This window comes from Rickettsia aeschlimannii, from assembly GCF_047973405.1.
Classification (GTDB): Bacteria; Pseudomonadota; Alphaproteobacteria; order Rickettsiales; family Rickettsiaceae; genus Rickettsia; species Rickettsia rickettsii.
In genome coordinates, this window is the sequence record NZ_JBFQGO010000010.1 from 1 (window position 1) to 17,120 (window position 17,120).

Consider the following 17,120-nt stretch of genomic DNA (forward strand, 5'->3'; position numbering starts at 1 on the left):
ATTTTTTTGCTGTTATATATTATTTTTTTCTTGCATTATCGGGTAGGTCCATACAAGTCTAGTGATACATTAAAAGAATTATTAGAAAATAATTTTGATCAATTAAATACTAATGATGTTTTTGAAAAAATACATAAGCAATATTTAAGTACAAATACACGCCTTAAAAAAATCTTATTAGTAAAGAACTATGTAAGGAAGTATTGCCATATTGTCAAATAATCGCTGACTTATATACGGGGAATGGCGTTTTAAATTCTTTAAAAATGGCTAAAAAATTATCTACTTGCTTTGGAAATTTAGGAGATATAAAAAGTTACTTAAAAACTGTTAATTATGATACAAAAGAAACAATAGAATTGAGTTTTCAATTTAATTTACCACAAAAATTGTCTCCCAAAACATTAGAATTTTTTCAAATTTTAAATAAATCTGGAAGAGACTCATTATATATTTTCAGTAATGCACACTTACTGGAAAAAACTGAAAAATTTCAAAAAATTCTTAAAGAAAATAAATTAAATGATTTTCAGCAGATAACTAAAAATGATTTAAAAGAATTAGTAACTGAAATAGTAATTAAAGAATCTTATAAGTACAACGAAGAAGAATTATCAGAAGAAAATAAATTACATGCAAAAAATTTAGCTAATTTTTCTTTAAAAGGAAAACTAGATAATAATAGTTTTCAAAAAGCATTGAACTTTATAAAAGAAGATTATATGCCTGATATTAATTTTGATATAGAGGTATTTTTCTAAATTACCTACCGATGATATGAGAGGTTTTATGCTTGGTAAATTTAGTAATTCTTGCCAATCTATAGGACATGATTCTGAAAGATGTGTTTTAGACGGTATGAGTAAAGCAAATGCCGGTTTTTATATAATTACCGATGATAAAGGAAATATAAGAGCTCAGTCATATGCTTGGCTTGCTGGAGAGGAAAAGCCACTTCTATGGTACTAGATTCATTTGAGCATTTAGGGAAAGAAGATAAATTATTATTTGTACCTATAATAAATAAATTGAGAGAAGCATTACAAAAACAAGCATTAAATTTATATGTAGGATGTGGCGGACAAACTCCTAAACTTGATATAAACACTATATTTAATCCAAAACCAATGGAGCAAGATTTATATATGGCGATGCAACAAATGTTTATCCTATTACAAGAGAAGTACCAACAATAGAATTAAACTTAGGAAAAAATGCTAATAACCAAGTTAATCAATATTCTACTATTGAAGAGCTAAAAACTGATAGTAAATTACTACAACAAATTATAATAAGTAAGCAAACTAACTGAGATTTAACAGAAGAGGAAATATCGTTGCTTAACATAGGTTTTACTTTTGCACAAATTTTGAATATAGAAAACGATAAACAAGAATTCTTTGTTGAAAATGACTATAATATAAAAAGTTTGACTGATGCCGGTGTTAGTGTGAAAGAATTACTTGCAATGGAACCAAGTCAGCAAGACTTAGTTATTAAAAATAGTTTGCGGATAAAAATCTTAATTGACGACGGTTTTAGTATAAAAAATTACTTGCTATGGTAGGTTCAGCAGAAACTCTTTATTGAAAATAGTTATAAGGTAAAAAGCTTATCTAAGGCCAGGCTCACTACGAAAGAATTGTTTAATGTGATATAACAGGCCAACAAGAATCAGGTAATACAAATGAAAATGATTTAACTGAGTTCGATAATACGGATCACAATGTATTAAAAGTAGAGGTGATAGGTGATGCTACAGAACAAGCTTAGGTGAGCGTATAATACAATTCAAGTATAATAGAATTCTTGCATAACATAGCTAATAAGGAGAGATCCTTTTGGAGACAAATAAGTTATGCAAGAATTCTAATGCTTATGGTCATGGTGGTGGGTATAGAAGCCTAGAGCAGAAAGTGCATTTGAGAATTCAGAGTTAGGAGTTATTTCATTTGGTATTCCGCTGCAACATATGTGACCGTTTAAGCATATCACTTGATCGGAGTTTTTTATTACGGTAAATAAATCATGAGAAATCATAAAAACCGTAATATTTAGCTTTTTACGAATCAAATTAATAAGCTGATAAAATTCTTGTTGGCTTGTTACGTCTAAAGACTGTAACGGTTCATCTAAAATAATTAAGTCGGGATTATTAACTATTGAACATGCAAGAACTACCTTTTGAAACTGTCCTCCTGAGAGCTTAGAAATTTCTTGATCTTTTATATGTTCCAAATCAATAAATGAGTTAATATCTTTAATATTGTTATTAAAATTACTTGGTGCTAACAAATCTAAAAATTTTTTTACTGTAATAGGTAAATCAGGGGGTAATCCGAACTTCTGCGGTACATATCCAATTTTTAATTTGGGATCAATTATAATCTTGCCGCTTGTAGGTTTTTCAAGCCCAAGCATTAATCGTACTATGGTAGTTTTACCTGCACCGTTAGGTCCGATTAAAGTAGTGAAATTATTTTTTTTGACAGTGAAACTAACGTTATTTATCGGCAATTTATTACCGAATTTTTTAGATACGTTACGAAACTCGATTATAGGTTTTTGCATGTGTCAGTTCACTTCTGTCATCCCGTGGTCAAGCCACGTGATGACACAGTGGGCAATAAATAGCATTCATTAAATAGAATAAATGCCGATTAGTTCTGCCTAGGCAAGTAAATGTTTTTGCAGGGCTAATACTAAATCTTGCTTGCTAGCATTCTCATCAAGCTCAAGATAATCATTTATCATTTAGAGCATATAGTTTAAAAAAATAGCGATGAGGTTTGCCGGCAGGTCGACAAGGACCGCCATATTTTTTTCTTGCCAGCTATTATTTAAAATTTTAATACTACTATCTATATTGTCCTTCTGAAAGCTTAGTAATAGAAGCAGAAATATTATATATTACCCAATGATTCCATATACCGTGTGGCGGTGCTATTTCTACCGGTGCATCCGGATCATCCATTATAAGTGCAAAAGATTTAGTATCTGAAGGAGCATTACTCCATTCTAGATGCGGTGAAACATTTTGTCCTTTACAAGTAAATTTATCAGGAATGCGATCATTATGTTTAAATGCCGTACTTGTTATTATGAAAGTCATAGGTTGCTTCTTTTGTTATAACGTCATTGCGAGCAACCATAAGCTACATGGCAATCTCATGAAATAATAAAATTTCTCAGATTGCTTCGACAATTACTTTGTAATTTTCCTCGCAATGACGTTTTGTCTATCAATTCACAACTTGCCATTGTCCGTCAGGTTGGCGGCATGCATTACCGTATGCTTTTTGTTGTTTCCCGCCTATTACAACTGTTTGAGTGTACTCACGGCAATATTGACCAGTGCTATTTCTATAAGTTTTATTAGGTGTTATGTAACCGTAATTGCCGTTATCCGGATTACGCCATTCTACGTTACTACCGCTAGGAGCTGTTTCTAAAGCTCTTTGTGAGGTAAGCTCTGCAAGTCTTCTATCCTGCTCATCCATACCTGCGCCGATTTGTCCACCAAGAACTGCTCCAAGTAATGCACCTACGCCTACTCCAACAAGCTGTCCTTTGCCCTTACCGAATTGAGAACCAAGTAATGCGCCGCCAGCACCGCCAAGAAGTGTTCCTGTACCTTGTTTATTCATACTGCCCGGACCGTTACAGGCTTGTAACATAGAAGCTGCAAGAGCTATAATCATAATTTTAGATAATAGTTTCATATAATTCTCTCTAAATTAATATATAATTTAATAAGTATATGGTTTTTAGAATTTTGTAAAGCTAAAACTAGATTCTGTAAACAAAATTTAAATTATTTGTATTTTAAAATATTATTTTTAATTTTGTTCACGGAACCTCATTATAATTGAATTTTATATTTTCTTTGTTAAACTATAAAAAATAAATTGGAAAGATTTGTCATGGATACTAATAGCCGTAATCGGTTAATAAAATCGGCATCTTATTTATCGGTTACTATGGCATTAATTATTTTAAGTATAAAATTATATGCTTGGGTTGTTACCGATTCGCAATCAATCCTTGCTTCTTTAATTGATTCAATGCTTGATATAACTTCCTCCTTTATTAATCTAATAGCTTTAAGATTTGCCCTGCAACCGCCGGATCATCATCATCGATTCGGGCATGAAAAAATGCAGGATTTAACAATTTTTTCTCAATCGATATTTTTCTTTGCTTCAGCTTTTTTTGTAGGCTTTTCTTCGGTTAAATCTTTATTTGAAAAAACAAAACCGGAGAATATTAGCGACGTTACTACTGTAATGTATGTATGTATATTCTTAACAATTATTTTAGTGCTTTACCAAACTTATGTAATTAAAAAAACAGGATCGGAAATAGTAAAAGCCGATAAGCTTCATTATTTCACGGACTTACTAACTAATGTTATAGTAATTATCTCTATAAATTTAAGTGATTATTTTTGGTGTGTTGACCCATTATTTGGTGTAGTTATTTCGTTATATATATTTCACTCTTCTTATTCTTTATTTAAAAAGGCATTTAAAAATTTAGTAGATCATGAATTACCCGAACAAGATAGACAAAAAATTATCTCGATAGTTAATAACCATTTAGGGGTAAAAGGTATGCACGAAATGAAAACTAGATATGCCGGTCAAAAAGCTTTTATCCAGTGCCATCTAGAAATGGACGGCAATATGTCGCTTTATAATGCTCATAAAATTAGCGATGAGATTGCTTTTGAAATATTGCAGGAATTTCCGGAGGCTGAAATAATTATCCACCAAGATCCTTTTGGGATCGAAGAACACGTAAATTACCGTGAATATATTGTTAGATAAAGAAGCTAATTTTAATAATTTTTTCATGGAGCAAGCTTTAAAACAAGCCAAGATTGCTTTTGATAAAAATGAAGTCCCGGTCGGAGCGGTAATTGTAGATAGGTTAAATCAGAAAATTATTGCTAGTACCCATAACAATACGGAAGAAAAAAATAACGCTCTTTATCATGCTGAAATTATTGCTATTAATGAAGCATGTAATCTTATATCTTCTAAAAATTTAAATGATTATGATATTTACGTTACTTTAGAACCTTGTGCTATGTGTGCGACAGCTATAGCTCATAGCAGGTTAAAACGTTTATTTTACGGGGCTTCTGATTCCAAGCACGGAGCAGTCGAAAGTAATTTGCGATATTTTAACAGTAGTGCTTGTTTTCATAGACCGGAAATATATAGCGGAATTCTTGCCGAAGATTCGGGGCTATTAATGAAAGAGTTTTTTAAGAGGATAAGAACTGTTATTTCTAGCAACAGTGATAACCTAGATGCTGTCATTCCCGCGGAAGCGGGAATCCACAAAAAATTTTTAAAAACAAGAAGTTAATGGAAATTATATTTAGTTTTTATTTACTGGATCCCCGCTTCCGCGGGAATGACATAGAAGGATTGCAAGAATGACATAAAGAACTAAGAAAACATGCTAAAACTATTAACCCCCTATTATTTTAATAAATTATCAAAGGTTATAATACCTATATTAGCTATATCTGCTTGCGTAATGATGATTATAGGTCTTTATTTAGCCCTTATAGTTTCGCCGGTAGATTATCAGCAAGGTGAGTTTGTACGCATTATGTATGTTCATGTCCCTGCCTCTTGGATGGCTCTTGGTGTTTATGTTTTCATGGCAGCATGCAGCTTTAGCTATTTAGTATGGAAAACTACTATTAGCTATTTGTTAGCCGTAGCTTCTAGTTACGTTGGGGCTACTTTTACTTTGATTAGTTTAGTAACAGGTTCTTTATGGGGAAAACCTATATGGGGGACATGGTGGGTTTGGGATGCAAGACTTACCTCCATGCTCATATTATTTTTATTATATTTAAGCTATATTATTATAGTGAATAGTGCGGATAATATAAGAAAGGCACAAAATCCTTCTTCTATTATTGCTCTTATCGGACTGATTAACATACCGATAGTAAAATTCTCGGTAAATATTTGGTATAGCCTGCATCAGCCTGCTAGTGTTTTAAGGCTAGGGAGTCCAACTATTCACTCTTCAATGCTAAAGCCTTTAATTATTATGTTTATTAGTTTTATATTATATTTTCTATTAGTATTACTTTTAAGAACTGCTGTATTAATTGACAAAATCAAAAACAGATAATAAAATGACTTATGTTGTAACCGATGAATGCGTAAAATGTAAATATACCGATTGTGTTGAAGTATGTCCTGTAGATTGTTTTTATGAAGGTGAAAGGGAAGATGATTTTATGTTAGTCATTAACCCCGATGAATGTATAGATTGCGGCGTTTGTGTTCCTGATTGTCCTATAGGTGCTATTAAACCAGAATCACCGGGGTTAATAGAATGGGTAGAACGTGCAAAAGATTTTATAGAAAATAAAGGATGGAAAAATATTACCCAAAAAAAAATTGCTTTGCCTGATGCCGATAAATTTAAAGATGAGAAAGATAAGTTTAATAAATACATAGGTTCTGTGAAGATTTCTAATTGATTTGTTATTTTGAGATATTTTTAAGCGAAAATTATAAGCTTTTTGAAGGAATAGTTAGTCATATTTCAAAAAAATCTTATAATTTGTAGCAGAAAATAGCCAAAATTAAATCTTTTAGAAATCTTCACAGAACCTAAAATAACATGAATTAACTATATGTGTTTATTTTGTCACAAAACTTAATAAAAGCTTTATTATATGAATCTAATTGCCGGTTAAATATAGAACTAAAAAATATTATATGTTAATAATATACAATGTTTAATTATTTAATTTGAGGTGCTAATAATCATGCAAAAGTTACTTTTAATAGCTGCTACAAGTGCAACAATTTTATCTTCTAGCGTATCATTTGCCGAGGGCGTGGATAATGAGTGGTATTTGAGAATAGATACCGGTGCAGCAATGTTTAATGAAGAAAAAGATAAGGCAACCGGTGTTAAATTAAAATCTAATACAACTGTTCCAGTTGATTTAGGTATCGGTTATTATATTTCCGAAAACTTTAGAGCCGATTTAACTTTAGGTACTATAATCAGTGGAAAGTTAAAGAAATCCGGAGCTGCGACTAATGCACCTTTTACCGGTACTAATGTTTCAGCAAGCCATAAACCTACTATTACACGTTTACTTATTAACGGTTATGTAGATTTAACTAATTTTGATATGTTCGATGTTTTTGCTGGTGCTGGTGTTGGGCCTGCATTAGTTAAAGAAAAAATTACATATAATGGGATAACCGGTCTTTCATCTAACACTAAAAACAGAACTAATATTTCTTACAAGCTAACTTTAGGTACTTCTGCACAAATTGCTGACGGTGTTAAAGTAGAACTAGCTTATAGCTGGATAGATGATGGTAGAACAAAGAGTAAGAATGTAATTTACCAAGGAACAAGTGTACCAATCAGTGGTATGCGTTATCAAAGCTACAACTTAACAGCCGGTATAAGATTTGATATATAATTAACAAGAATATATTAATAGTTTTAGGTAATAACCTAATATCATACCGTGGCTTAACCACGGTATCTAGAAATACAAAAAAAAGACTGGATTCCGTGGTTAAGCCACGGGGTGACATTAGACGACAACTCAGAAATGTCACTTAAAACTATTTTTTGTCGAATTTAGGTAAAAATTGTAAAATTATTATCTAATATCGTTTTTACTAACAACTAAATAAAATTTAAAGGAAAAATTTAACAATATGAAAAAATTATTTTTAATAGCAGCTACAAGCACAGCACTTTTAACTTCTGGTCTTTCATTTGCTGATTGCGATATGAATTCTTCTGTAGATTCATCTACTAATTCATCAATGTCATCATCTGTGGAAAATCAATGGTATTTAAAACTTAATGTCGGCAGTGTGATTTTTAACAAAACAAAACCTAAAGGAGCAAATTTTAAGTTAAAGTCTAATACAGAATTTACAGGTGAGATCGGTGCGGGTTACTATATCATGGATAATCTAAGAACCGATTTTACAATTGGAGCGGTAGCAAGTAGTCATTTAAAGAAGTCAAAAACTTATCCAGGCGGTGGTTCTTTCTCAGTAAAAAATAAACCTACTATTGTAAGTTTATTACTTAACGGTTATGTTGATTTCGTCGATTTAAGCATGTTTAAAGTATTTGCAGGTGCAGGTGTTGGTGCTGCTTTTGTAAAGGAAAAAATTAACTCTAAAGATATTGAAGGTAGTGTAACTAACACTTTCAACAGTACTACTAAAAACAAAACTAACTTTGCTTATCAATTATCTTTAGGAACTTCATTTGAAGTTGCACAAGGTGTAAAAGCTGAACTAGTTTATAGCTGGAGAGATTACGGTAAAACAAAAAATACCACCAAAACTATTGGCGGGGATAAAGTTAAATTTGGCGAAACCCGTTATAAAGGTCATAACTTAATGGCAGGATTAAGATTTGATATGTAATTAGTCTTAAATCTTTTTACAAGCTATTAACACGAAAAAGGAGTCTTTAATAAAGGCTCCTTTTTTTTTGTTTGTGTGCCTTGGTATTGCCTACGTGGATACCGAGACGTCATGAGCTAAGCGACTGCCAAGGTATTAGCATGATTCAGCTTTTTTGTCATTGCGAGGAAAATTACGAAGTAATTGACGAAGCAATCCAGTAAAAAATTCTGATTTACAGCATTTTTATTATTTTTTCCTAGATCCTACGGTTGCGGAGTTGTTGTATTGATTGATATTCATGCCAACAAACTCTTAATCTAAAGACTCTTTTTTCCTTTATAAAACGTTACGTTCATTTGATGTATTGCTTCAAAGCCTAAATAAATTTTAATACGTTCTAGAATAATATCTTGATAATAAGGTAATTCTGCTGCAGTAGCATTATCTTCAGCTTGTATAAACAGCGTATTAATCTTTTGTTTTTTATAAGTATAGGTGGTGATTTTTAAAGGTAACGCTTTAGTGCTGAAGTTAAATCCGACTATTTTATTCCAGTTAATCATGATTTCAGGCAGCAATGGATGTTGTTTGGCAAATATACGTCTAACTATTTTATCGATATCCTCTTTAATTAGCTTCATTTTAATAAACTCTGCACTGTTAAAGTTATGACGGCTAAAGCAAGCATTATAGATATTACGGGAAAATGTAAAGATGTAACCGATATGATCATTAAAAATATATTACAAACTGCTATAATCGATACTACTTGTTTATGAGATTTACCTTTTTGTACTGCTTTTTGAAAAAAATGCTTTAAATGAGGCTGCCAAATTTTTTCTTTATTGAGTAGCCGAATTAATATGGTTAGCACTGCATCAGTGATGTAATATAAGCTAGCAATAGCACAAGCTATAAATAAATTAGTGCTTGTAAGAGCCAGTAGGAGCAAACAAAGACCCGTTAAGAATCCAAGACTAATACTTCCCACGTCTCCTAAAAATATTTTTGCCGGGTGCCAATTAAATATTAAAAAACCACAAGAACAACCAAGAATAATAACATTTACACTAGCTATAAAATATGGATTATTAATAGCCGGAAATTGTAAAAAACATAATATAAGCATAGTGCTAGATAGCTGGATAGATTCCACACAACTCATACCGTCTATACCGTCCATAAAATTATATATATTAATAAAACCGCTTAAAGCTATAACTAAAATAGAATATATTAGTATATGTACAGAGTTTAGCTGCGAAAAAAGAAAAATAGCAAAAGCTGCACAAATTAAGTGGACTATTAAACGAATTAGAATAGGTACGGCTTTTAAGTCATCTAAAAAGGAAATCGAAGCAATCGCCAATAATAACGGTAATATTTTTATTGAATTAACAAAGTTATTGCTCGTTATATATTCAAATCCGCTCAAAGCAATCATTACAACAACTACAATAGCAAGACCGCCGCCACGCGGTGTTATCTTATCATGAGAACGACGGTTACTTGGTATATCAACTAAACCGATAGTAGGAAGATATTTAGTTAATATATATGTTAATATAGCGGTGGATATAAAAGAAAAAATAAATAATGTGCTGTAGCTATTTATATTCATAGGAACATATTAGATTTAAAACTATAATATTTGTTATTACTTATAATGACGTGATCATGTACTATAATATTTACGGTTTGGCATGTCTCTACTATCTTATTTGTCATATGAATGTCGGCTTTTGAAGGTTCAGGGCTACCGCTTGGATGATGATGCACAAGTATAAGGCTTCTTGCTTCGTTAAATAAAGCTCGTTTAATTATCTCACGTGGATATACAGCAGCTTGGTCTATAGTTCCTTGACTTAAAACCTCATAAGCAATTAAAATATTTTTCTTATTCAAAAATAATATACGAAGTTGCTCGAGTCACATATTGCCCATATTAACTTTTAAATAATCAATCCAAGAACTCCAAGAAGCACTAATATTTTTATTTATTATTTTTTGTTTCAATACTCTAATTTATCAGCTCACGTATTAGAGCAAAATTGATATATAAATTTTCATTGGTGCCTTTAATACTAACTAGCCTTCCCTTATCAAGGTTAATTAAATCCGTAATATCAAAATGATCAAGTAATTTTTTAGCAAGAGGTTTTACGTCTTTACGAGGGGTAGCCGAAAATAACATTACTTTAAGTAATTCGTAATCGGAAAAATGTTCTGCTCCAGCGGCAACGAAGCGTTCTTTTACTCTTTTACGGTGACCTATATAATGAGGCGTATCTATTTTATCATTACTAAATTCTAACAAATTATTTTCTAACATTCTTTATGTTTATTCAAATTATAAATAAGTAAAATGTTGCTGATGTCATTCCTAGCTAAAAGCGGGAATCCAGTAATCTTTAATGTCATCCTAGCTAACTTGATCGCGGGATCTAGTCTTTTTAAATGCTTTTTGGATCCCGTGGTCAAGCCACGGGATGACACCAAGTGCGTTTTTCGATTCACGCAACAATGTCCTGCGGGAATGACATAGATAGCCATACAACAAAATCAATTTTTACCCTACAGTTTAGTATGGAGGATAATCAAGTTTTTTAGGTGATAACGTAAATATTTCAAAACCGTCTTTAGTCACGCCTATAGTATGCTCAAATTGAGCAGATAATGATTTATCACGTGTAGTAACTGTCCATCCATCTAGTTTACTTAATATAGTGTCATAATTACCGGCATTTATCATAGGTTCAACTGTGAAAAACATCCCTTCTTCTAACAGTAGACCCGTGCCGCTGCGACCGTAATTTAATATTGACGGTTCGTCATGAAAAACTCTTCCGATACCGTGACCCGTATAATCTCTAACCACAGAATAATTATGTTTCTCGGCATAGCTTTGAATAGCATGTCCGATATCACCGAGTTTAGCACCGGGTCTAACTACTTCAATCCCTTTCATCATTGCATCATAAGTTACTTGAATAAGACGCTTTGGCTTAATTGCTACGTCACCGACATAATACATACGGCTAGTATCACCGTACCAACCGTCTAAAATTACTGTAACATCAATATTTACTATATCACCGTTTTTTAACGGTTTATCGTTTGGAATGCCGTGACAAACCACATGATTTATAGAAGTACAAATCGATTTCGGAAAGCCTTTGTAATTTAACGGTGCAGGAACGGCATTATGAGAGGTAATAAAATTATGACAAAGGTCGTTTAAACTATTAGTAGTGACGTTTGGTTTTACGTGATCAGTAATAAAATCGAGCGTCTCTGCAGCTAATTTTCCTGCTGCCCGTATCTTTATGAAATCTTTTTCCGTGTGGATTTTTATGGTCATGAATTTTGCTTACCTTTCCCTCAAGTAAAAAAATATATTTTTCATAATACAAAATGGCTCTTTTAATGTAAATAACTTATCCTATTATTGAGAAGTGCTGCTATGTTACTTGATTTAGGTTATATAATTGCTAATATAATTATTATTTAAATAATGGGTGTAGTTAGGTTATTATTTGCTCTTTCTGTTGTGGCTGCACATTCAACTTCTCATCCATTTCTTAAATTTATAGGTGCAACAATTGCAGTACAATCTTTTTTCATGATTTACGGCTTTTATATGGCTATGATTCAGAGCAATTATACAAGCAAAATAAAATTTTGGAAAAGTAGATATTTAAGGCTTTATCCTACTTATATCTTTTGTATTTTAGTTACTTTCTTCTTGCAGCAAAAATTTTCTTTTTTAAGGCAATTGTGTAATATTCCATTTCCGGCTGTTTTTTTAATTTTTACAAACCTAACAATGTTTATTGGAATTAATAATAATACAGTACATTTTACAAAATACTTTATTGACTTCACGCATCCTCTTTATCAATTTTTGTTGATACCTCCTGGTTGATCAATGGGGTTAGAAATTTCTTTTTATTTAATGGCACCTTGGATTCTAAAAAAGAAAAATATCTATATTTTATCCGTAATTTGTATATCTTTAATTACTAGAATTAATTCTTCAGTTTAATGGATTTATAGGAGATTCTTGGTCTTATAGATTCTTTCCTTCTGAACTTGCAGTTTTCTTAATTGGTAGTCAAGCATTTTATATTTATATTAATCAAGAAATAAAAAGTCTTGGCTTAGTCAATTACTCTATTTATATATTATATTAAAAAATTACTTTTTTATTGTTTATTTGCTCTATCTTTAGGAAAAATATTTGACTTAACCAAAGATAATAAGTTAGACAAATTAATTGCTTTACTCTCTTACCCAATATATTGTTGTAATTTAATTGTCTTGTATAATATATTACCTGCTATTTCATATTGGGCTGATAATGAGACATTCCTTAATACGTTGGTTACTTTTATAACAGTAATAAAATTATTTCTTTTTTAATTTATTTCTTTATTGAAAAACCTATAGAGTATTATAGAAAAAGATATAAAACTCATAATTTAGCTCTTAATATTTAAAACTATGCTATATTACATAAATAAAATTCTTTCAAACAATAAGGTACAAGCCGTTATCTTAGGGATAATCGGGCTTGGGATTGTTACTGTTCTCACGTCATATAATATAGACGATCCGTCTTTTAACTCGGTCACAACAGAGTACCATAGTAATTTAGTCGGAATTTTTGGCTCTTATTTATCGGATTGTTTATATCAATTTTTTGGGTTGGCTGCTTTTATTATACCGCTTGCTTGCTTTGTTTGGGGGAGAAATTGTTGGTATGGAAGATATCGCGGCTCATTTATCCGTATGTTTGTAATGTTGCTTGCTCTCGTTAGCAGTAGTACATTATTATCTAAGATTAAGCTAGAATTCATACCGGCAAATGCAGGTGGAGCTATCGGAATAATAGCTTCTAATTTTTTTGAGCGATTTACAAATCAACTATACTTATTATTAATATTTTTTACCTTTATTATATTAGTTGTTTTATTTGAAATTAAATTTACTTCTTTAAGTAATTTTATTATTAAGCTAGGTAAATTTTTAATCTATCGGATACAATCTTTTTTACATAATGTATTTTCACGATTGTCGTTGATAACATTATTTCCTACTAAAAACAATGATAAGATAAATATAACTTCTTCTTACCAAAAGCCTGTAAGTGAAAAAGTAAAATTCTCTGAAGAAGTGAGACCCGTACCTGCAAATCCTATAAAATTCTTTAGCAAACCTGTTAGCCCTAAAATATCTCAAAGCGAAATAGCAGAATTGCCGCCTATTTCGTTATTACGTGATCCTGAAAATCATCATGTAAAAGGAGCTTCTTCCTCAGAGCTTAAACAAAAGGCTGAAGAGTTATTAACCGTGCTGAATGATTTTGGAGTTAAAGGGCAGATAATTAATATCAATCAAGGACCAGTGGTAACTCAATATGAATTTGAGCCGGCAGCAGGCACGAAAACATCAAGGGTAGTAGGATTATCTGACGATATAGCACGTTCACTATCTGCTTTATCAACAAGGATAGCAGTTATACCCGGCAAAAACGTACTTGGTATTGAGCTTCCTAATAAGCAGCGTGAATTCTTTTGCTTAAAAGAACTTATAGAGACCCCAGAATACCGAGACAAATCAACTTTATTGCCGTTAGTCTTGGGTAAAGATTTAGCAGGTAAACCGCTGATTGCCGATCTTGCTAAAATGCCTCATTTATTAGTAGCAGGAACTACCGGCTCAGGTAAATCCGTCGGTATTAATGCGATGATTGTGTCGCTCTTATACCGCTATACTCCCGAAGAATGTCGCTTTATCATGATTGATCCGAAAATGCTTGAATTATCGGCTTATGATGGAATACCGCATTTGTTAACTCCCGTGGTAACCGAGCCTTCTAAAGCGGTAGTTGCTCTTAAATGGGCAGTTAAGGAAATGGAAAACCGTTATAGAATGATGAGCAATATTGGTGTTAAGAATATCGCAGGTTATAATGCAAAAATCTTAGAAGCTGTTAAAGAGAATAGGGTAATTGAGCGTTCGATTCAAACTGGTTTTGACCCTGAAACAGGTAAGCCTATTTACGAAACCGTTACAATGAACATGGAAAAACTACCTTACATAGTGGTTATTGTTGATGAAATGGCTGATTTAATGCTAGTTGCCGGTAAGGATATTGAAATGCTGATTCAAAGGCTTGCTCAGATGGCAAGAGCGGCAGGCATCCATATTATTATGGCAACGCAAAGACCTTCTGTAGACGTTATTACTGGTGTCATTAAAGCCAATTTTCCAAGCCGTATTAGTTTTAAAGTTACCTCTAAAATCGATAGCCGAACGATTTTAGGAGAGCAAGGCTCCGAGCAGTTACTCGGTATGGGTGATATGTTATTTATGGGGAGCACTTCCAAGATAAGTAGGGTACACGGACCATTTGTTAATGAAGCAGAAATTGAGCAAATTACGGAATATTTGAAAGAGAGTGGTACGCCTGAATATATCTCTGCCGTTACCGAGCAACTTGAAGAAGATGATAGTAGCATTGATATCGGTGACGGCACCTCTGATGAAGTGCTTTACAAAAAAGCTGTGCAGATAGTGCGTGACGAACGCAAATCTTCCATTAGCTATGTCCAAAGGTCGCTTAGAATTGGCTATAACAAAGCTGCCAACTTAGTTGAGAAGATGGAGAAAGAGGGAATAGTCTCACCACCAAATCATACAGGTAAAAGAGAGATATTATTGCCTTAGAGGTAGGGTATTTTTTCGTTATGCGCTACGCAGCCGTAGGCGTTGTTGCATGGCTCTTATGTCATTCCTGCGAAAGCAGAAATCCAAGAAAAAAGTATGGAGATACAGCAAATTTTTGAAATTCAAAGCTCGATTTATCTTGCTTTATGCTGGATTTCTGCTTTTGCAGGAATGACATAAATATATTTATCATTGACATTATTATTAATATATTTTAATAATTACCGCCGCATTAAATAATGGAAATAATTAATGACTGCCTGTAACACTGAAACCAGACTCCCAAGTTACTATATAATAAAACTCTGTTAGCATTTGTAGAATCGAAAAATAGCTCATCAGTAAAAGCATTAATTAGCAAAGGTGCTAAATTTGATATTAAAAGCGAACTCGGTTATAAGATTTTTGAACTTGCTATTGATTCTGAAGATTTGAGATTAATAGGGTATCTAGTAAATCATACGCTAGTTGGTAAAAACACGGGGCAGCAAACACTTTTAGAAAAAGTAACTCAAATTTATGACAAGCATATAAACATCTCGAAACTAGTAAAAATGTTGATTAAAGATTACGCCGAATTTGATAAAGCTTTAGGACGAAAGCTTTTACAAAAAGCAATATATGTCGGTGATTTAGAGTTAGTAGAAACTTTATTTTATATAATAAAGGTGTTGATGCCCAGTACAAAGACCAATTAAGGACGTATAGCTCTGCATCATGCTATAAAAGCTAATTGCAGTGAAGAATTAATACAGTTTTTAATTGAACACACTGTGGATATTAATTATCGTGTGATAAATCAAGTCTAACACCGCTGGCCATGCATGGCGAAGAGTAATCATTGTGTCCCGGTTACAGAATTATTGCTCAAAGCTAATGCTTCTGAATATTATATGTATGATGATGTTATTAAGGTGTTAGGAGAATATGGATACTAAATAGTCATTGCGAGCGGGCATTGCCCGCGTGGAGCGATTCCCTTCCTGTTATCCCATGGGTTTGTCCACGGGATGACACCCAGCAGATTTCTCGAGCCATGCAACAAGGCCAACGCCGCTATGGAATTACATTGTAAAAATATCATCTGTATTATTAATAATAGACATATTAAAAAAATTGCGTTAAAATAATACTTTTTAAGTGATTTAATTTTTATTAAGGTTTACATATGACTATGGCGAATATTTCTCCAAAATTATTTCAAAAAGCAATACAACAAGGTCTTAAAGCCGCTTTATTCACCACTTCAACCGCAGCGATAATGCTGAGTAGTAGCGGGGCACTCGGTGTTGCTGCAGGTGTTGTTTCTAATAATAATAATGCAGCATTTAGTGATCTTGCTGCTGCCAATAATTGGAATGATATAACGGCTGAAGGGATAGCTAATGGTACTCCTGTTGATGGTCCTCAAAATGGTATGGCATTTACTTACGGTGGTGATCATACTATCACTGCAGATGAAGCCGGTCGTATTATTACGGCTATAAATGTTGCGGGTACTACTCCCGTAGGTCTAAATATTACTCAAAATACCGTCGTTGGTTCGATTGTGACGGGAGGTAACTTGTTGCCTGTTACTATTACTGCCGGCAAAAGCTTAACTTTAAACGGTACTAATGCTGTTGCTGCAAATCATGGTTTTGATGCTCCTGCCGATAATTATACAGGTTTAGGAAATATAACTTTAGAGGGAGAGAATGCTGCACTAATTATACAATCTGTAACCCCGGCAAAGATAACACTTGCAGGAAATATAGATGGAGGAGGTATAATAACTGTTAGTACAGATGCTGCCATTAATGGAACAATAGGTAATGTTAACCCAGCAGCTCAAATAAGCGTTGAGGCAAGCACCCTTTCTCTTGGGGGAGCGGTTATTAAAGCTACTACGACTAATTTAACAGATGCTGCGTCGGTATTAACCCTTACAAATGCAAATGCAGTATTAAC

19 protein-coding genes and 5 pseudogenes are annotated in these 17,120 nt (G+C 32.6%); 16 read left to right on the forward strand and 8 right to left on the reverse strand.

The window, feature by feature from the left end; translation table 11 throughout:
• The 5 genes and pseudogenes from AB4K15_RS07065 to AB4K15_RS07085 all read left to right on the forward strand — a co-directional run.
• Positions 1–222: hypothetical protein (locus tag AB4K15_RS07065; RefSeq protein WP_500225780.1), on the forward strand; the 222-nt coding region annotated here is incomplete at its 5' end.
• 44 nt (positions 223–266) lie between these two features.
• Positions 267–557: pseudogene (locus tag AB4K15_RS07070) on the forward strand (hypothetical protein); the annotation flags it as partial.
• A gap of 165 nt (positions 558–722) precedes the next feature.
• Positions 723–979: pseudogene (locus AB4K15_RS07075) on the forward strand (hypothetical protein).
• Positions 960–1,196: a hypothetical protein gene (locus AB4K15_RS07080; protein ID WP_032073678.1), complete on the forward strand. Its 237-nt coding sequence runs from the start codon at positions 960–962 to the stop codon at positions 1,194–1,196. The pseudogene AB4K15_RS07075 and the gene AB4K15_RS07080 overlap by 20 nt, the downstream one beginning before the upstream one ends.
• 140 nt (positions 1,197–1,336) lie before the next feature.
• Positions 1,337–1,567, forward strand: coding sequence for a hypothetical protein (locus tag AB4K15_RS07085; RefSeq protein ID WP_500225438.1), 231 nt, complete (start codon positions 1,337–1,339; stop codon positions 1,565–1,567).
• 302 nt (positions 1,568–1,869) lie between these two features.
• On the opposite strand, the gene AB4K15_RS07090 is transcribed toward AB4K15_RS07085, so the two are convergent.
• From AB4K15_RS07090 to AB4K15_RS07100, 3 genes and pseudogenes are all read right to left on the reverse strand, one after another.
• Positions 1,870–2,571, reverse strand: coding sequence for an ATP-binding cassette domain-containing protein (locus AB4K15_RS07090; protein WP_500225441.1), 702 nt, complete (start codon positions 2,569–2,571; stop codon positions 1,870–1,872).
• A 172-nt stretch (positions 2,572–2,743) separates the two neighbouring features.
• Positions 2,744–3,112: pseudogene (locus AB4K15_RS07095) on the reverse strand (YbhB/YbcL family Raf kinase inhibitor-like protein).
• Positions 3,113–3,242: 130 nt separating this feature from the next.
• Positions 3,243–3,722, reverse strand: coding sequence for an RT0821/Lpp0805 family surface protein (locus tag AB4K15_RS07100; protein ID WP_032073676.1), 480 nt, complete (start codon positions 3,720–3,722; stop codon positions 3,243–3,245).
• A 201-nt stretch (positions 3,723–3,923) separates the two neighbouring features.
• Between AB4K15_RS07100 and AB4K15_RS07105 the strand changes: the two genes are divergently transcribed.
• The 6 genes from AB4K15_RS07105 to AB4K15_RS07130 all read left to right on the forward strand — a co-directional run bounded on the left by AB4K15_RS07105 (position 3,924) and on the right by AB4K15_RS07130 (position 8,456).
• Entirely contained in the window at positions 3,924–4,829 is a 906-nt protein-coding gene (locus AB4K15_RS07105) for a cation diffusion facilitator family transporter (RefSeq protein WP_032073675.1), read from the forward strand.
• Complete coding sequence (locus AB4K15_RS07110; protein WP_032073674.1) at positions 4,810–5,376, forward strand: nucleoside deaminase; 567 nt, start codon at positions 4,810–4,812, stop codon at positions 5,374–5,376. Before AB4K15_RS07105 ends, AB4K15_RS07110 begins: the two co-directional genes overlap by 20 nt.
• A 93-nt stretch (positions 5,377–5,469) precedes the next feature.
• Complete coding sequence (locus AB4K15_RS07115; RefSeq protein WP_500225446.1) at positions 5,470–6,162, forward strand: heme ABC transporter permease; 693 nt, start codon at positions 5,470–5,472, stop codon at positions 6,160–6,162.
• 4 nt (positions 6,163–6,166) lie between these two features.
• Entirely contained in the window at positions 6,167–6,517 is a 351-nt protein-coding gene (locus AB4K15_RS07120; RefSeq protein ID WP_032073680.1) for a ferredoxin family protein, read from the forward strand.
• A gap of 291 nt (positions 6,518–6,808) precedes the next feature.
• The gene (gene adr / locus AB4K15_RS07125) at positions 6,809–7,483 is read left to right on the forward strand and encodes an outer membrane protein (RefSeq protein WP_032073672.1); all 675 of its coding nucleotides are present in this window, start codon (positions 6,809–6,811) and stop codon (positions 7,481–7,483) included.
• Between the two features lie 244 nt (positions 7,484–7,727).
• Positions 7,728–8,456, forward strand: a complete 729-nt coding sequence (locus AB4K15_RS07130) for an outer membrane protein (RefSeq protein ID WP_032073671.1) — start codon at positions 7,728–7,730, stop codon at positions 8,454–8,456.
• 299 nt (positions 8,457–8,755) lie between these two features.
• Here AB4K15_RS07130 and AB4K15_RS07135 read toward each other — a convergent pair whose 3' ends face one another.
• The 5 genes and pseudogenes from AB4K15_RS07135 to map all read right to left on the reverse strand — a co-directional run bounded on the left by AB4K15_RS07135 (position 8,756) and on the right by map (position 11,799).
• The gene (locus AB4K15_RS07135) at positions 8,756–9,079 is read right to left on the reverse strand and encodes a DciA family protein (RefSeq protein ID WP_014366132.1); all 324 of its coding nucleotides are present in this window, start codon (positions 9,077–9,079) and stop codon (positions 8,756–8,758) included.
• Positions 9,076–10,059 carry an MraY family glycosyltransferase gene (locus AB4K15_RS07140; RefSeq protein WP_032073670.1) on the reverse strand — a complete coding sequence of 328 codons (984 nt, stop codon included), beginning with the start codon at positions 10,057–10,059 and terminating at the stop codon, positions 9,076–9,078. Before AB4K15_RS07140 ends, AB4K15_RS07135 begins: the two co-directional genes overlap by 4 nt.
• Positions 10,046–10,454: pseudogene (locus AB4K15_RS07145) on the reverse strand (JAB domain-containing protein). The gene AB4K15_RS07140 and the pseudogene AB4K15_RS07145 overlap by 14 nt, the downstream one beginning before the upstream one ends.
• A gap of 4 nt (positions 10,455–10,458) precedes the next feature.
• Positions 10,459–10,770 carry a UPF0758 domain-containing protein gene (locus tag AB4K15_RS07150; protein WP_084698754.1) on the reverse strand — a complete coding sequence of 104 codons (312 nt, stop codon included), beginning with the start codon at positions 10,768–10,770 and terminating at the stop codon, positions 10,459–10,461.
• A 249-nt stretch (positions 10,771–11,019) separates the two neighbouring features.
• Complete coding sequence (gene map, locus AB4K15_RS07155) at positions 11,020–11,799, reverse strand: type I methionyl aminopeptidase (protein WP_032073669.1); 780 nt, start codon at positions 11,797–11,799, stop codon at positions 11,020–11,022.
• Positions 11,800–11,952: 153 nt separating this feature from the next.
• Here map and AB4K15_RS07160 point away from each other — a divergent pair, with 153 nt between their 5' ends.
• The 5 genes and pseudogenes from AB4K15_RS07160 to AB4K15_RS07180 form a co-directional block, all read left to right on the forward strand.
• The gene (locus AB4K15_RS07160) at positions 11,953–12,363 is read left to right on the forward strand and encodes a hypothetical protein (RefSeq protein WP_500225454.1); all 411 of its coding nucleotides are present in this window, start codon (positions 11,953–11,955) and stop codon (positions 12,361–12,363) included.
• 578 nt (positions 12,364–12,941) lie between these two features.
• The gene (locus AB4K15_RS07165) at positions 12,942–15,170 is read left to right on the forward strand and encodes a DNA translocase FtsK (RefSeq protein WP_032073668.1); all 2,229 of its coding nucleotides are present in this window, start codon (positions 12,942–12,944) and stop codon (positions 15,168–15,170) included.
• Between the two features lie 431 nt (positions 15,171–15,601).
• Positions 15,602–15,868, forward strand: a complete 267-nt coding sequence (locus AB4K15_RS07170) for a hypothetical protein (RefSeq protein ID WP_048751026.1) — start codon at positions 15,602–15,604, stop codon at positions 15,866–15,868.
• 24 nt (positions 15,869–15,892) lie between these two features.
• On the forward strand, positions 15,893–15,979 hold the full coding sequence (locus AB4K15_RS07175; protein WP_500225457.1) for a hypothetical protein: 87 nt from the start codon (positions 15,893–15,895) through the stop codon (positions 15,977–15,979).
• Between the two features lie 365 nt (positions 15,980–16,344).
• Positions 16,345–17,120: pseudogene (locus tag AB4K15_RS07180) on the forward strand (autotransporter outer membrane beta-barrel domain-containing protein); the annotation flags it as partial.

What these genes read in the sequence shown, in the direction of transcription:
- AB4K15_RS07080 (WP_032073678.1), top strand. Translation starts at nt 960, where the DNA reads ATGGTACTAGATTCATTTGAGCATTTAGGGAAAGAAGATAAATTATTA.
- AB4K15_RS07090 (WP_500225441.1), bottom strand. Translation starts at nt 2,571, where the DNA reads ATGCAAAAACCTATAATCGAGTTTCGTAACGTATCTAAAAAATTCGGT.
- AB4K15_RS07100 (WP_032073676.1), bottom strand. Translation starts at nt 3,722, where the DNA reads ATGAAACTATTATCTAAAATTATGATTATAGCTCTTGCAGCTTCTATG.
- AB4K15_RS07105 (WP_032073675.1), top strand. Translation starts at nt 3,924, where the DNA reads ATGGATACTAATAGCCGTAATCGGTTAATAAAATCGGCATCTTATTTA.
- AB4K15_RS07115 (WP_500225446.1), top strand. Translation starts at nt 5,470, where the DNA reads ATGCTAAAACTATTAACCCCCTATTATTTTAATAAATTATCAAAGGTT.
- AB4K15_RS07120 (WP_032073680.1), top strand. Translation starts at nt 6,167, where the DNA reads ATGACTTATGTTGTAACCGATGAATGCGTAAAATGTAAATATACCGAT.
- adr (WP_032073672.1), top strand. Translation starts at nt 6,809, where the DNA reads ATGCAAAAGTTACTTTTAATAGCTGCTACAAGTGCAACAATTTTATCT.
- AB4K15_RS07130 (WP_032073671.1), top strand. Translation starts at nt 7,728, where the DNA reads ATGAAAAAATTATTTTTAATAGCAGCTACAAGCACAGCACTTTTAACT.
- AB4K15_RS07135 (WP_014366132.1), bottom strand. Translation starts at nt 9,079, where the DNA reads ATGAAGCTAATTAAAGAGGATATCGATAAAATAGTTAGACGTATATTT.
- AB4K15_RS07140 (WP_032073670.1), bottom strand. Translation starts at nt 10,059, where the DNA reads ATGAATATAAATAGCTACAGCACATTATTTATTTTTTCTTTTATATCC.
- AB4K15_RS07150 (WP_084698754.1), bottom strand. Translation starts at nt 10,770, where the DNA reads ATGTTAGAAAATAATTTGTTAGAATTTAGTAATGATAAAATAGATACG.
- map (WP_032073669.1), bottom strand. Translation starts at nt 11,799, where the DNA reads ATGACCATAAAAATCCACACGGAAAAAGATTTCATAAAGATACGGGCA.
- AB4K15_RS07160 (WP_500225454.1), top strand. Translation starts at nt 11,953, where the DNA reads ATGGGTGTAGTTAGGTTATTATTTGCTCTTTCTGTTGTGGCTGCACAT.
- AB4K15_RS07165 (WP_032073668.1), top strand. Translation starts at nt 12,942, where the DNA reads ATGCTATATTACATAAATAAAATTCTTTCAAACAATAAGGTACAAGCC.